This window comes from Parendozoicomonas verongulae, from assembly GCF_009711465.1.
Lineage (GTDB): Bacteria > Pseudomonadota > Gammaproteobacteria > Pseudomonadales > Endozoicomonadaceae > Sansalvadorimonas > Sansalvadorimonas verongulae.
Genome location: NZ_SMME01000873.1, coordinates 105258 through 118170, shown reverse-complemented (window position 1 = coordinate 118170; position 12913 = coordinate 105258). Strand labels below are relative to the sequence as shown.

At 50.4% G+C, this 12913-nt stretch carries 11 protein-coding genes; 4 read left to right on the top strand and 7 right to left on the bottom strand.

Annotated elements, in window-relative coordinates:
- Nucleotides 1-11: 11 nt before the first annotated feature.
- On the bottom strand, nucleotides 12-932 hold the full coding sequence (locus E1189_RS21835; protein ID WP_155163288.1) for a Dyp-type peroxidase: 921 nt from the start codon (nucleotides 930-932) through the stop codon (nucleotides 12-14).
- 217 nt (nucleotides 933-1149) lie between these two features.
- Here E1189_RS21835 and E1189_RS21830 point away from each other — a divergent pair, with 217 nt between their 5' ends.
- Complete coding sequence (locus E1189_RS21830; RefSeq protein WP_155163287.1) at nucleotides 1150-2292, top strand: acyl-CoA dehydrogenase family protein; 1143 nt, start codon at nucleotides 1150-1152, stop codon at nucleotides 2290-2292.
- Nucleotides 2293-2319: 27 nt separating this feature from the next.
- On the opposite strand, the gene E1189_RS21825 is transcribed toward E1189_RS21830, so the two are convergent.
- Nucleotides 2320-3333 (bottom strand): AraC family transcriptional regulator, encoded by a 1014-nt coding sequence (locus E1189_RS21825; protein WP_155163286.1) that lies wholly within the window; start codon nucleotides 3331-3333, stop codon nucleotides 2320-2322.
- 336 nt (nucleotides 3334-3669) lie between these two features.
- Between E1189_RS21825 and E1189_RS21820 the strand changes: the two genes are divergently transcribed.
- Complete coding sequence (locus tag E1189_RS21820; protein WP_155163285.1) at nucleotides 3670-3981, top strand: hypothetical protein; 312 nt, start codon at nucleotides 3670-3672, stop codon at nucleotides 3979-3981.
- Nucleotides 3982-4100: 119 nt separating this feature from the next.
- On the opposite strand, the gene E1189_RS21815 is transcribed toward E1189_RS21820, so the two are convergent.
- Nucleotides 4101-5294, bottom strand: coding sequence for a class I SAM-dependent rRNA methyltransferase (locus tag E1189_RS21815; RefSeq protein ID WP_155163284.1), 1194 nt, complete (start codon nucleotides 5292-5294; stop codon nucleotides 4101-4103).
- Between the two features lie 272 nt (nucleotides 5295-5566).
- Between E1189_RS21815 and E1189_RS21810 the strand changes: the two genes are divergently transcribed.
- Nucleotides 5567-6082 carry a glycine cleavage system transcriptional repressor gene (locus E1189_RS21810; RefSeq protein ID WP_196221568.1) on the top strand — a complete coding sequence of 172 codons (516 nt, stop codon included), beginning with the start codon at nucleotides 5567-5569 and terminating at the stop codon, nucleotides 6080-6082.
- 18 nt (nucleotides 6083-6100) lie between these two features.
- Here E1189_RS21810 and E1189_RS21805 read toward each other — a convergent pair whose 3' ends face one another.
- Nucleotides 6101-6430, bottom strand: a complete 330-nt coding sequence (locus tag E1189_RS21805) for a hypothetical protein (RefSeq protein ID WP_155163282.1) — start codon at nucleotides 6428-6430, stop codon at nucleotides 6101-6103.
- A 195-nt stretch (nucleotides 6431-6625) separates the two neighbouring features.
- On the opposite strand from E1189_RS21805, the gene E1189_RS21800 reads away from it, so the two are divergent.
- Nucleotides 6626-8341 carry an AMP-binding protein gene (locus E1189_RS21800; protein WP_155163281.1) on the top strand — a complete coding sequence of 572 codons (1716 nt, stop codon included), beginning with the start codon at nucleotides 6626-6628 and terminating at the stop codon, nucleotides 8339-8341.
- A 130-nt stretch (nucleotides 8342-8471) separates the two neighbouring features.
- Here the strand turns inward: E1189_RS21800 and hldE are convergent, their stop codons facing one another.
- The 3 genes from hldE to E1189_RS21785 all read right to left on the bottom strand — a co-directional run.
- On the bottom strand, nucleotides 8472-9911 hold the full coding sequence (gene hldE / locus E1189_RS21795; protein WP_155163280.1) for a bifunctional D-glycero-beta-D-manno-heptose-7-phosphate kinase/D-glycero-beta-D-manno-heptose 1-phosphate adenylyltransferase HldE: 1440 nt from the start codon (nucleotides 9909-9911) through the stop codon (nucleotides 8472-8474).
- Complete coding sequence (msbA, locus tag E1189_RS21790; protein WP_155163279.1) at nucleotides 9908-11746, bottom strand: lipid A export permease/ATP-binding protein MsbA; 1839 nt, start codon at nucleotides 11744-11746, stop codon at nucleotides 9908-9910. The genes hldE and msbA overlap by 4 nt, the downstream gene beginning before the upstream one ends.
- 143 nt (nucleotides 11747-11889) lie before the next feature.
- Nucleotides 11890-12913 (bottom strand): hypothetical protein (locus E1189_RS21785; protein WP_196221567.1); only part of this gene is annotated, 1024 nt, incomplete at its 5' end.

The window sequence follows — 12913 nt, the reverse complement described above, 5'->3', positions numbered from 1 at the left end:
AGTAAACTGTATTAGCTCAAGCTGGCCAGGAACTCTGTGCTGGGGGCAAAGTAGGCATTACCGGTGACAGCCTGTGTAAAGTCCATCAGGTGGTCATAGTGGCCATGGCCGTCGGCATGAATCATTTGCTCCAGCATCATATCAAAGTTGCGTGCAGTTTTGGCGTAAGCGATGAAGAACAGCCCTTGCTCCATGGAGTCGCCATAAGGCATGCTGTGGCGCAGAATTTCCAGACTCTTGCCGTCTTCCTTCAGGTTGACACGCTTGATGTGAGCGGTGGGTGCTTTCTCTTCAGCAGCAAACTCAATGTCATCTTCTTTGGTGCGGCCGATGATTTTTTCCTGATCATGGACAGGACAGGTGTCCCACAGTGGCAGGTTGTGGATGTAGCGCTGACACTGGATGTAGCTGCCGCCTGCCAGTGGCTGACCTTCAGGAATCAGGGCCACGGCTGCACGGTTATCACCTTCCGGATTTTCTGTGCCATCCACAAAACCGGTCATGTCACGGGACTCCAGATAGCGGAAGCCGGACACTTCATCTTCAAGCAGAACACTGTCCCCCAGCTTCTGCATAACCATACGGCTGAGCTCGAAGTTGATGTCTTTTCTGTCAGAACGGATGTGGATCAGGATATCGCCCGGAGTAGAAGGAGCCTGACGGTCGCCATTGCGCAGGGCCTTAAACGGAGCCAGCTCTTCTGGGTAAGGTTGACCCTTAAACAGAATTTTCCATGCACGGCTGCCGAAGGAGATGGTGGTGGACAGCTTGCTGTCCGGGTACTTCGCAGCTAGCATCTCAGTCAGCTTTGGTAGCTGGGCAGCCACCCTGCGAACGGTGTTTACGCTTTCTGTATCGTTTTGTAACAGCAGAACAAGAAAAGTCGCATCGCTGTTAGCTGCGGGCAGAATTCCGGCCTGAGGTTCAGACATTATTAATTCCTGATGGTTGCCTGTTTAAAACCCACTTAATATTCCACTTACAGATATTTGTACAGATCGGAATGCTGACTATTTCCTGCAGGGTTAACACCTGATGATATGATGAATCCGACAAAAGTTGCTGGAAAAGAAAAGTAAAACTTGTAAGCCAAGCAAGCGCTTGGTTAATCTTTGTGTCACGGTAAAACAATAAAAAAGGCACTTCTCTATGTTGGTTAACTCCTCTTTTGACGACAGTCATCGTCTGTTGCGTGAATCTGTACGCCGCTTTGTGGAGCAGGAGATCCTGCCCTGCATTGATGAGTGGGAAGCGGCAGAAGAGTTCCCCCGGGAGCTGTACCGAAAAGCTGGCGAAGCTGGTTTTTTGGGTATTGGTTATCCGGAAGCCTTTGGAGGCTTTGGTGGTGATGTGTTCCACAAGGTTGTGTTTACCGAAGAGTTGATGCGTGCCGGTTCCGGTGGTCTGGCTGCCGGGCTGGGTTCCCATGATATTGCTCTCCCTCCTATCAATCGTCTCGGCTCTGATGCTCTGAAGGAAAAGGTTATTCCCCCTGTTCTGCGTGGTGAGAAGATCGCTGCCCTCGCAATTACCGAGCCTGGTGGTGGCTCCGATGTGGCGAATATGAAAACCCGTGCTGTGCGTGAAGGTGATCACTACCGGGTAAACGGTTCCAAAACCTTTATTACCAGCGGTGCCCGGGCGGATTTTTATACAGTTGGTGTGAGAACCGGTGGTGAAGGCTTTGGCGGTATCAGCCTGTTGATGATTGAGAAAGGGACACCGGGCTTTTCCGTCAGTAAAAAGTTCAAGAAGATGGGCTGGCGCTGCTCTGATACCGCTGAGCTGTTTTTTGAAAATTGCATGGTACCGGTTGAAAACCTGATTGGTGCAGAGAATCAGGGCTTTGCCGCCATCATGGGTAACTTCCAAAGTGAACGACTGATGTTGTCTTTGATGGCTAATATGACTGCGCGTATGGCGCTGGAGCAGTCACTGGCGTATGTCAAAGAGCGGGAAGCTTTTGGGCGCCCCGTTGCCAAGTTCCAGGTGACAAGGCACAAGCTGGCAGATATGGCCACCATGCTGCAGGCCAGTGAGGCGCTTACCTATCAGGTGGCTGATGCCATGAATCAAGGCAAGAGCGTGATTCGGGAAGTCTCTATGGCGAAAAACTTTGCAACGGATTGTAGCGACAAGCTGACTTATGATGCCGTTCAGTTATTCGGCGGTATGGGCTTTATGCAGGAATGTATGGTAGAGCGGCTGTACCGGGACAACCGCATTCTTTCTTTAGGTGGCGGAACCCGGGAGATAATGAACGAGATTATCTCCAAACAGATGGGGTTGTAGCCTGAAAGATTGCAGGTGGTAGCAAGGCTACCACCCACCTCCCAATGACAAATCCAGCTCCAGGTTCTGATTTTCAATACAATCTTCCGAGGCGTCCTGCCGCCGGAAGTCTGTCGGTGAAACGCCCATCTCCTTCTGAAAGGTACGGCTGAAATGGCTGTGGCTGTTGAACCCCAGTCGCCAGGCAATGTCAGACACCTGCAGATGAGCCATATTAGGGTCTTTCAGCAGATCCTTTGCTTTGGTCAGCCTGCGGTTAAGAACCTCCTGACGGAAGCTGGTGTCATGGCGCTTCAGCAGCTTGAACAGGTAAGCCCGTGAAATACAGGCCGCTTTAGCAACAGTATCTGTACAGATATCGGGGTTTTCCAGTTGCTGATCAATAGCTGTGAGAATAGTTGCCAGCCTTTTTTGCTCAGGAGACTTGTGGCTGTGCTCTGCCTGATTGTTACGCATGGTTACGGAGAGAATGTTAATGAGGTGTTCTCCGAGGGAGTGACAAACCTTTTCGCAGGTAATGTCGCTCAATCCATTAACCATTCCAAGAATCTGATTACGCAAAATTCTTCCCATTCCTAAGTGGCATGGAAGAATATGTGGTGTGTTATCGGGCAATAGCTTTTGAATATGTCTCAGACGTGCTTCAGGAATCATAATCTGCAGGCAGCTGGCTGGAGATAAATAAGCAGTCTCTACCGGATAGCTGATATTGATAAGTAAAGACTGATCACGTCCTAAAGGCATATCGGTTCTGCCCTGGCGTACAGAAATGGTTCCACTGATGGGCATAATCAGCACATACTCCTGTCGGGTCTTGCCGGAAATGGTTGGTGGCTGATTGCGCAGGCAGTGTTCTGTGGCATTTAAAATGCTGATTCTCAGATCACCAAGATGGGCAAGTCGTAGACGTCCGTGAAAGCCTTTTGGATCCTTGTCGGGAAGGTGTTCGAGAGCAACAGGCTGCAGATGACTGAGAAATTGCCCCCATACAGTGAGTGAATTTTTATTGGGATGACTTTCCGTATCCATTATTTTAAACATCAGCTTGCTCCAGTTCCCTTGGGGCTTTTACAGGTTTTGCAGTAATGACATACTGTCTGGCCGGAGAAGAAGAGTGCTGAACTTCCCGGGAAATATCCTGTCCTATACAACTGATGGCGGTGCAACCGTGTAGGATGTAACCGCTTCCACTATTTGACCAGTCAGTAGACTTATCGTCAAGTCACTGTCCACTTACAGACAAGCAATAGGTAAAAGTTGTCGGTATAAATATTCACACAGACTTACAAACGTTAATAAGAGCGACAACGGTAAAGTCTGTTTCACAAATGTCTTATGTACATTATCTATTTTTGAGTGGTTTCGGAGGTAAGCTTCATGATTGCGGGTGATGCATCTGTCATAAATGCAATGGAAGAGCGTGTTGAAGATATTCTGACCTTGTACGCTGCCGGTGTTATGTCACGTATGGAAGACGACTATATGAAAAGCCTTGGTTGGGCGCAGCGTGCTGAAAAAGCTGCATTTCAGTTAGGAATTGATGCGAGAAAAGCAAACAGGCATGTAAGTTTTGGTGTACCAAAGCTGGATCATGCTTATATACAGGGACGTGCAAAAGCCTCTACCTGCAAAGTATACGACATGACTGGTGCAGAAGTTGACGCAAGTAATTTGCCAAAGACAGCATAAATAGCAGCAAACCAAAAAGAAACACGGCCCTGGGCTGATTCGAACCAACAATCAGAACTGTTAACCACCTTAAGCCCCGTTAAATTCAACGGGGCTTTTTTATGCCTGTTAAAAACCTATCAAACCCTTAATACACGACCAAACAACGCTTTAATATAAGACGTTTCGGGAATAGCTGGGTGAATAGGGTGGTCAGCACCCTGATGACACTCAGCGAACAACTGAATCTCACGGTCAATGTGGCGTGCAGAGGCTCGCAGAATATCAACCAGAGAGTCACGTTGCAGATGCATAGAGCAGGAGCCACTCACTAGAATACCGTCGTTATTCAGTAGACGCATGGCCATTTCATTCACACGGCGGTAAGCCTGTTCACCATTGCGGATATCCTTCTTGCGTTTAATAAACGCCGGTGGATCCATAATCACAATGTCAAACTTTTCTTGCTGGGTATGAAGCTCTTTCAGGGCAGAGAAAGCATCCCCTTCGAGGGTGGCAACCTTGTCGCCTACGCCATTCAGTTCTGCGTTTTTGTGAACATATTCCAGAGCAAGAGCGGAGCTGTCTACACAGAACACTTCGCTGGCACCATGTTTAGCAGCCTGCACACCCCAGCCACCGATGTAGCTGAAGACGTCCAGAACACGCTTGCCTTTTACCATCTTGTTCAAGTAATCACGAGCAGGGCGGTGATCGTAGAACCAGCCTGTTTTCTGGCCATCCATAACCGGTGCCAGAAACTTGGTACCATTCTCAATCAGTGGCAGCTCGTCAGGTACTTCGCCGTAAACGGTTTCGATGTACTCTGGCAGGCTTTCCAGCTTGCGAGCACCACCGCTGTTACGGAATACAATGCCAGCAGGCTTGAGCACCTTCACCAGAGCTTCAATAATCTCTTCACGCATCACCTCCATACCCACGGTACCGGTTTGTACAACCAGATAGTCGTAGAAACGGTCAACAATCAGGCCGGGCAGGTTGTCGCTGTCGCCATAAACCAGACGGTAGCAAGGTTTGTCGAAAAGGCGCTCCCGCAGGCTGAGGGCAATTTTCAAACGGTGAACCAGCAGGGAGGCGGTGAGGGCGTGCTTGGTATTGCGGCTGACAAGGCGACCACAGATCAACGTGTTCGGGTTGAAGTAAGCGATACCCATCGCCTTGCCAGTGGAGGCTTCCACAATGGCCTGCTGACCAGGCTGAATAGCGCTGAGAGGCGTGGCAGCTGTATCAACTTCATTGCTGTATATCCACAGGTGGCCCGCTTTCAGGCGTCTGTCAGCATTTTTTTTCAGGCGTATGGTTGCTAGAGTCATGAGCTATTCCGCAGGAAGTCTTGCCGGGTGCCAATTTTTTTGGGCGTTTACGTCGCCAAGTGAGCGCCATAAAAAGCAAGGAGCATAGAGGTAAGTGGGCGGTATTATAAGGAGTCGAATGGAAATGTCTTGGCATTTTCCTGACGCACCCTTGAAAGTATGGCTGGGCTCTTTCATTGCGCATCTCTGGAGTGTGCAGCTTTCTTTGTATTTTTTCTGCCTCCAATGGGATCACAGTCCATACTGTGTAAGTTTTTCAAGGGGCGATGCGTATGACCAACCACCTTGTTCTTACGATTACGGGGCCTGATCTGCCGGGTATGGAGCAGGAGCTGACAAGAATTATTTCACGGCACCAGGCGAGGTGGGTGGCCAGTCGAATGGCTCATATGGCCGGTCGATTTGCGAGTATTCTGTTTGTATCTGTGGCAGTGGGGCTTCTGGATGATTTAAAAACGGCTCTGCAAAAGCTCGAGGCTGATGGTATCTCTGTGAGAATTGATCAGGTGGATGCCTCTCTAATTCCGCCAAAAGAACGACATCTGTTGCTGAATCTGATTGCCGATGATGCACCAGAGCTGGTTACGGACATTTCCCGGCTCTTAACCGAGCAGCATATCCGCATCAGTGAGTTGCATACCGATACCCTGCCAGCCCCCGACACCGGGGTGAGCCTGCAAACCATACAGGCGCACCTGCGTGCACCTGCCAGTGTTGATGTGGAAGCTGTAAGAGCCAGCCTTGAGGCACTATCCCCTGAACTTATGTTGGATATCAGCCTGGAGTGATAAGTACTCAGCCTTTGGTTAGTTAGCGAAAGCAGTTTCCGGCTTCAGGTCGTACAGGTCAGAAATCAGGGATGTAAGCAGCCCACGGGACTCCTCCTGCTCACTGTCGAGGTCTTCGACAACAGACAGTAAGTCGATGTTGCTGGTAATAAAACGAACAGCCTCGGCACGTGCCCGAATACCCTTGCAGGTGGCTGTTGTACGCAACCGGTTAAAGTCTTCAACCAGCTGCTGAATGTTTATGCGGTGAGATTCCTGTCGGAAGCGATCCTGACAGGCAACTAAGCGATAGTCTATGTCCAACTTCGTTGATGCCAATACAAACGAGACACCGCCAGATTGCCCCATGATGGCTTTTCTGTAAAGGTTAGATATAAATTTTTTCTGGGTTTAGTATTGTGTGCACTGTCGTGTAACACTTTGCAATAATCATGGAAAACTCCTTGCAATCTTTTGCAATCGGCTTGCACTGCCTAAGCACTAAGGCTTGGTAATCTTGGCAACAATAAAAAAAACAATTCCAATCGAATTTTAGGGGAAGTCATGGACACAGTTTTTTGGGACGACAAGCGCCCGAAGGGAGTCTCCAGTCAGGCAGAGTCTCTGCCTTTTAACTCGCTAACCGAGCTGATTGAGAGCTCCTTTTCCCGCTACGGCGACAAGCCAGCGTTCACGGGTATTGGTCATACATTGACGTATAAGGAGATTGACCAGCTCAGTGCACAGTTTGCCTCGTGGCTACAAAATCATACTGACCTGAAACCTGGCGACCGTATCGCCATCCAGCTTCCTAATCTTCTTCAGTACCCTGTTGCTGCCTACGGCGCATTACGAGCAGGTCTGGTTATTGTCAATACCAATCCTCTTTACACAGCCCATGAGCTTAAGCATCAACTGAATGACTCCGGTGCAAAAGCTCTGCTGTTCCTTGAAAACTTTGGCCACACTGTGGAAGAGGTTGTGAGTGAAACGCCTGTACAATACCTGATTCGCACATCCTTTGCCGATCTTGTCCCTGCGCCCAAACGTTGGATCGTAAACGCCCTTGTTCGCCATGTGAAGAAGCTGGTTCCCAGCTTCAACTTGCCCAAAGCACTGCATTTTCGTGATGTGCTGACGAAAGGCAAAGCGGCTGGTTCCTTCAAGCCTCAGCCGCGAACTCTGGCTGATATTGCCATACTGCAATACACCGGAGGTACGACAGGTGTCGCTAAAGGCGCCATGCTTACCCACGGTAACCTGATGGCCAACATCGCCCAGACTCAAACTGCGCTGAAGCAAACCCAGCCTAACGGTGAACCATGGTTTGAAGATGGTCAGGAAACAGCTATCGCGCCACTGCCGCTCTACCACATCTATGCGTTTATCGTGAATATGATGTACTTCCCCTTCACCGGCCAGCACAATGTGCTAGTGGCAAACCCCCGGGATATGAGCCTGTTCATCAAGGCGATTAAACCTTGGAAGTTCACGGTCATTTCCGGCCTGAACACTCTGTTTGTTGGTCTGATGAATCACCCGGATTTCAAGGAGCTGGATTTCAGTGCCCTGAAAGTCACCATGTCTGGCGGTACTGCTCTGCAGGAAGATACAGCTGAGCGCTGGGAAGAGATCACCGGCTGCCGTGTGTCGGAGGGGTATGGTCTGACTGAATGTTCCCCCATCGTCAGCTTCAACCCGCTGGGTAAGGAGGCACAACCGGGAACCGCTGGCTTACCGCTTCCTTCAACAGATATACGTTTTGTTGACCCTGAAGGCAATGATGTGCCTCGTGGTGAGCCCGGTGAGCTGTGTGTCCGTGGCCCGCAGGTAATGAAAGGTTACTGGCGCAGAGGTGATGCCACGGCGGAAGTACTGGACGACGAAGGCTGGCTGAAAACCGGTGATATTGCACAGGTTGAAGAGGATGGCTTTATCCGCATTGTGGATCGCATCAAGGACCTCATCCTGGTATCTGGCTTCAACGTATACCCTAATGAGATCGAGAGTGTTGTGTCTACCCATCCTGGTGTAGACAACTGTGCCTGTATTGGTATTCCTGATAAGAAAACTGGTGAAGCGCCTCTGTTGTATGTGATTACGTCTGACAGCAGTCTGACGAAAGATGACATCATCAACTGGTGTCGGGAGAAAATGACGGCTTACAAGATTCCTCGGCAGATTGAATTCCGCAAAGAGCTTCCCATGACGCCTGTTGGCAAGGTTCTGCGCAAAGAGCTACGCGATGAGTATAAGCAGCAGAGTAAATTAGCCAGCTAAATACGGTACAAATCCCGTGATCAATGCAGGTCAGTGTTACCCCTGAGGGGGATAATACAGCGAAGCCCGACAAAGTCTGAGTTTACAGATGTCGGGTTTCGCTCGATTCCTGCCTGCGTATATTCAACTCTTACCCGACAACCTTGTCTTCTTCCCGGCGGATCTTGCGAACAATTGCTGTAGTCGAGCAGTTATCCAGAAACTCCAGCACAGCCACTTCACCGCCGTACTCGTGAACAATCGGTGCACCGACAACCTGTTCCACTGAGTAATCACCACCTTTCACCAGCACGTCTGGCTTCAGTAACTTCAGTAGCTCTTCTGGAGTGTCTTCGTGGAAAGGCAGTACCCAGTCCACCGCTTCAAGGCCAGCCAGAACCGCCATGCGGCGCTCAACCGGATTGATCGGGCGACCTTCGCCTTTCAGGCGGTGCACCGATGCATCGTCGTTAATAGCAAGGATCAGTCGGTCGCCCTGTTTGCGAGCCTCTTCCAGATAGCCCACATGGCCAGCGTGAAGAATATCGAAGCAGCCATTGGTAAAGACAATGCGCTCGCCCTGAGCCCTGGCATCTTCCACAACGTTAGCCAGCTGCTCTCGGGTCATTACGCCACGATCAATACCGTGAACCAGACTTACTGCTCGGCGCAGTTCCGGCATGCTGACAGTAGCTGTTCCCAGCTTGCCCACCACAATGCCCGCTGCAATGTTTGCAAGGCCAGTGGCTTCTGGCAGAGACAAACCGCTGGCAAGGCCTGCTGCAAGAGTGCCAATCACCGTATCGCCAGCTCCGGTTACATCGAATACTTCTCGGGCCTGTGCAGGGAAGTGCAGCTCTTTTCCGGCGCGTAACAGAGTCATACCGTGCTCACTACGGGTGATCAGCAGGGCTTCCAGCTCAAGTTCCTGACGCAGTTTCTGACCTTTCTCCACCAGAGTTGTTTCATCGGGGCAGGGGCCGACGATAGCTTCAAACTCACTCAGGTTTGGGGTAATAACGGTGGCACCACGGTACTTTTCAAAGTCAGAACCTTTTGGGTCCGCCAGGACAGGAATATTCTTAGCCCTGGCCAGTTTGACCATGCTTTGAAGGTCGGTAAGGGTGCCTTTGCCGTAGTCGGAGAGAACCAGTGCATCAGCATTGTCCAGAGACCTGGCCAGATGCTCAGGAACCTTCTCTTGAAAGCAGGGTGCAAACGGCTCTTCAAAATCCAGGCGCATCAGCTGCTGGTGCTGACTTATTATACGCAGTTTGGTGATAGTGGGTGCTTCTTCGTGGCGGATAAAGTCACAACTTACGCCTGCGGCTTCCAGAGAACTGGTCAGGCTGTCGGCAGCTTCATCATTGCCAGTTGCGCCCAACAGCCACACGGGTGCTCCCAGAGATGTGATGTTCAGGGCTACGTTACCAGCACCACCAGGGCGATCTTCCGAGCTGGTTACCCGCACGACCGGTACAGGAGCTTCTGGCGAAATACGGCGGGTCGGGCCGTGCCAGTAGCGGTCGAGCATAACATCGCCAGCAACAACTACGCGGGCTTTGTCAAAACGGGGCAGGGTAAGCTTCATGGGATAATCTCTGTCACGGTTTCAGCCTGTTCCTCAAACTGAAGATGATGCAGGCGGGCATAGGCACCATCCCTGGCCAGCAGTTCGCTGTGAGTGCCGGATTCAAGAATGCGGCCTTTGTCCATGACCAGAATGCGATCAGCATTTTCAATGGTGGACAGTCGGTGTGCGATAACCAGGGTGGTTCGGTTTTTCATGATGTTATCCAGCGCGGACTGGATATGGCGTTCAGATTCTGTATCCAGTGCTGAAGTGGCTTCATCGAGAATTAACAACGGCGCATCCTTGAGAATGGCTCGGGCAATAGCCAGGCGCTGACGCTGACCACCAGATAGCAGCACGCCATTTTCGCCCACCAGGGTGTTGAAGCCTTCGGGCATGTTCTCGATAAACTCCATGGCGAAGGCGGAGCGGGCTGCAAGGCGGATGTCGTCTTCTTCTGTATCTCGTAAATCACCGTAGGCAATGTTATTGGACACTGTGTCGTTAAACAGGGATACCTGCTGGTTGACCAGTGCAATCTGTTTGCGCAGGTTTTTCAGTCGGTAATTGCCGATGGGCTGGCCATCCAGCAGAATGTCGCCGCTGTCGTAGTTGTAAAAACGGGGCAACAGGCTGGCAAGGGTGGTTTTACCACTGCCGGAGCGACCCACCAGTGCGATGGTTTCACCGGGTTTTACCGTAAAGGAAATATCCTTCAGTGCAGGGCTGTCGGCGTTAGGGTAGGTGAAAGTCAGGTTCTTGAACTCAAGCGCACCTTGTACACGATCAACTGCCAGCGTGCCGTCGTCTTTCTCGGTGTCTTCATCAACCAGCTCGAATACGGAGTGAGCCGCTACAATACCCTTTTGAATATTGGGGATCACTTCACTGAGCTGACGCAAGGGTTTGGGCAGCAGGCCTGCGGCGGTAAGAAAGCCAACCAGCTCGCCGGGTGTGTTACCTGAACCACCCACACTCTGAAGGTAGAGCACGGCATACATCAGTGCTGCCATGGCGCAGAGGATAATGAGCTGGAGCGTTGGCGTCATAATCGCGCTGACTTTTACCATCTTCAGGCCTTTTCTGGTGTTATCAGCACTGGCGTTCAGGAAGCGTTGTTTCTCATACACTTCACCGCCAAAGCTGCGCACAACCTGATGGCTGCTAATCGCTTCTGAGGCAATATGGGTGACATCCCCCATCGTGTTCTGGATTTTTTTGCTGAGTTTTTTGAAACGTTTGCTGGTAAAGGCCACAACCCCGGCAATAACCGGCATGATTCCAATAAAAATCAGGGTAAGCTGCCAGTTTGTCCAAAGCAGTAACCCGAGAATAGCGATCACACTCAACCCTTCACGCACAACCACTTTGATCGCATCGGTTGCGGCTGTTGTAACGCCACCTACGTTGTAGGTGATGCGGGAGATCAAATGCCCGGAGTTGTTGTCATCAAAGAATTTGTTGGGCAGTACAAGTATGGCGTTGAACAGCTGGGTGCGAAGATCGTGTACGACTCCCAGCGATACCCGCGCCAGATAGTAGTTGCCCATAAAAGAGCCAATGCCACGAAATACAGCAATAAAGACCATGCCAAGGGGGACGATCGGAATCAGCTCCTCGGGGGAAACCTCCCCAAGCCCCCAGATTGTAACGGATGCCTGAGAATCTCCGATCAGGGCCGTGGTGAAGTAATCAACCAGCTTGGGAAACATGGGCTGGCTGGCAGCAAAGATCACATACCCCAGAAGGCTTAGGGAAAAGTAAGGCCAATAAGGGCGTACATAGCCCAGAAGGCGCAGGTAAACCGCCAACCCACTGCTTTCAGTATCAGCGGTGCGGGATTCATTAGTCATACATTGGAGCCTGATGAAGGTTAGAACGGTTCTGTGGATAAAGTCAGTTTTTGGGAAGGACAATAGTACCACAGCGTAATAAGTCAACACAGGGGCGGTAAGGGGACGTTCTGGTGAGCCTTCCGTGGCTGCTCAGGAGTTATTTATAGTTTTTTCGCTTCATAATGGAATTTAAGGGGGAGCAAGTGATTCAGTGAGGTAGCAAAATTTATGGGAGCTACATCTCTCACGTAATCTGTGAATTGAGTACGGTGAACGTACTGGCCATGGTAGGATTTTCTGCACACGAGTTGAAGCTTATCGAAGGCTCTGCAGGTGTCAGTGTTCCAGTCATCATGCTTTTTCATTGAGGCTATTAATCTTCTTCCGCCTTCCAGAGCTTTTGTGAAGTTCCTGGTTTTCATGATCTCAAAGTAATGCAAAGCTGTGTCCCTCAATTCATCATCCCCTGGCTTTAGCTCCCCTCTGACCGTCCTTTCATAGACGGCTTTGCACAGCGAGCGTAATCCTACGGGGAGGTCAGGTGAGTTGAGCAGGTGAACCAGCATCCCAATGTTCAAAGGAAAGTATCTGCTTGTATCTAAATACGGCTCTTTTGCCCCAGTCAAGACGTGCTCTTTTAAATCATGAAGGACATTGGAAATGTCCCCATCAGGGCGATCATCTTCGGTATTCATGAGGCTTCTGGGGACGGGGACTCCATAATGATGGTAGAGCCTGGTCAATGATGTGATGGTTTTATCTTTGAGGTGTTTACGGGAGTCAGAAGGGAAAGATTCATAGGGGAGAAACAGACGTATTTCTAATTCTTCATCCTCGGAAATCTCCATAGCGGCTCGGCTGATCGATGATGTGGGATTTTTGCTTGCCGAACTTGGAGGTGTTCGCATTTGCCCGGAAAGGAGCCCGAGATCAGGATTGTTAAGTTCGTCGTCGATAATGATAAGGCCGATGTTGAGGCAGGCTTTATACACATCATGGAGCTGGTTCAGCCTCCCTGCACGATCAAGCAATATATAACCATGCATAGGTTCATCTTTTACCCTTTTAATATCGTCTTCCCCCATAGCAATCTGCAGTGCAATAGTGGTTGCATACTCATCCAGCTGTTTACCAAGGTGGACCATTTGTTGCTGAAGGTCCTGATCGTCAACGGTGATTTCCAGC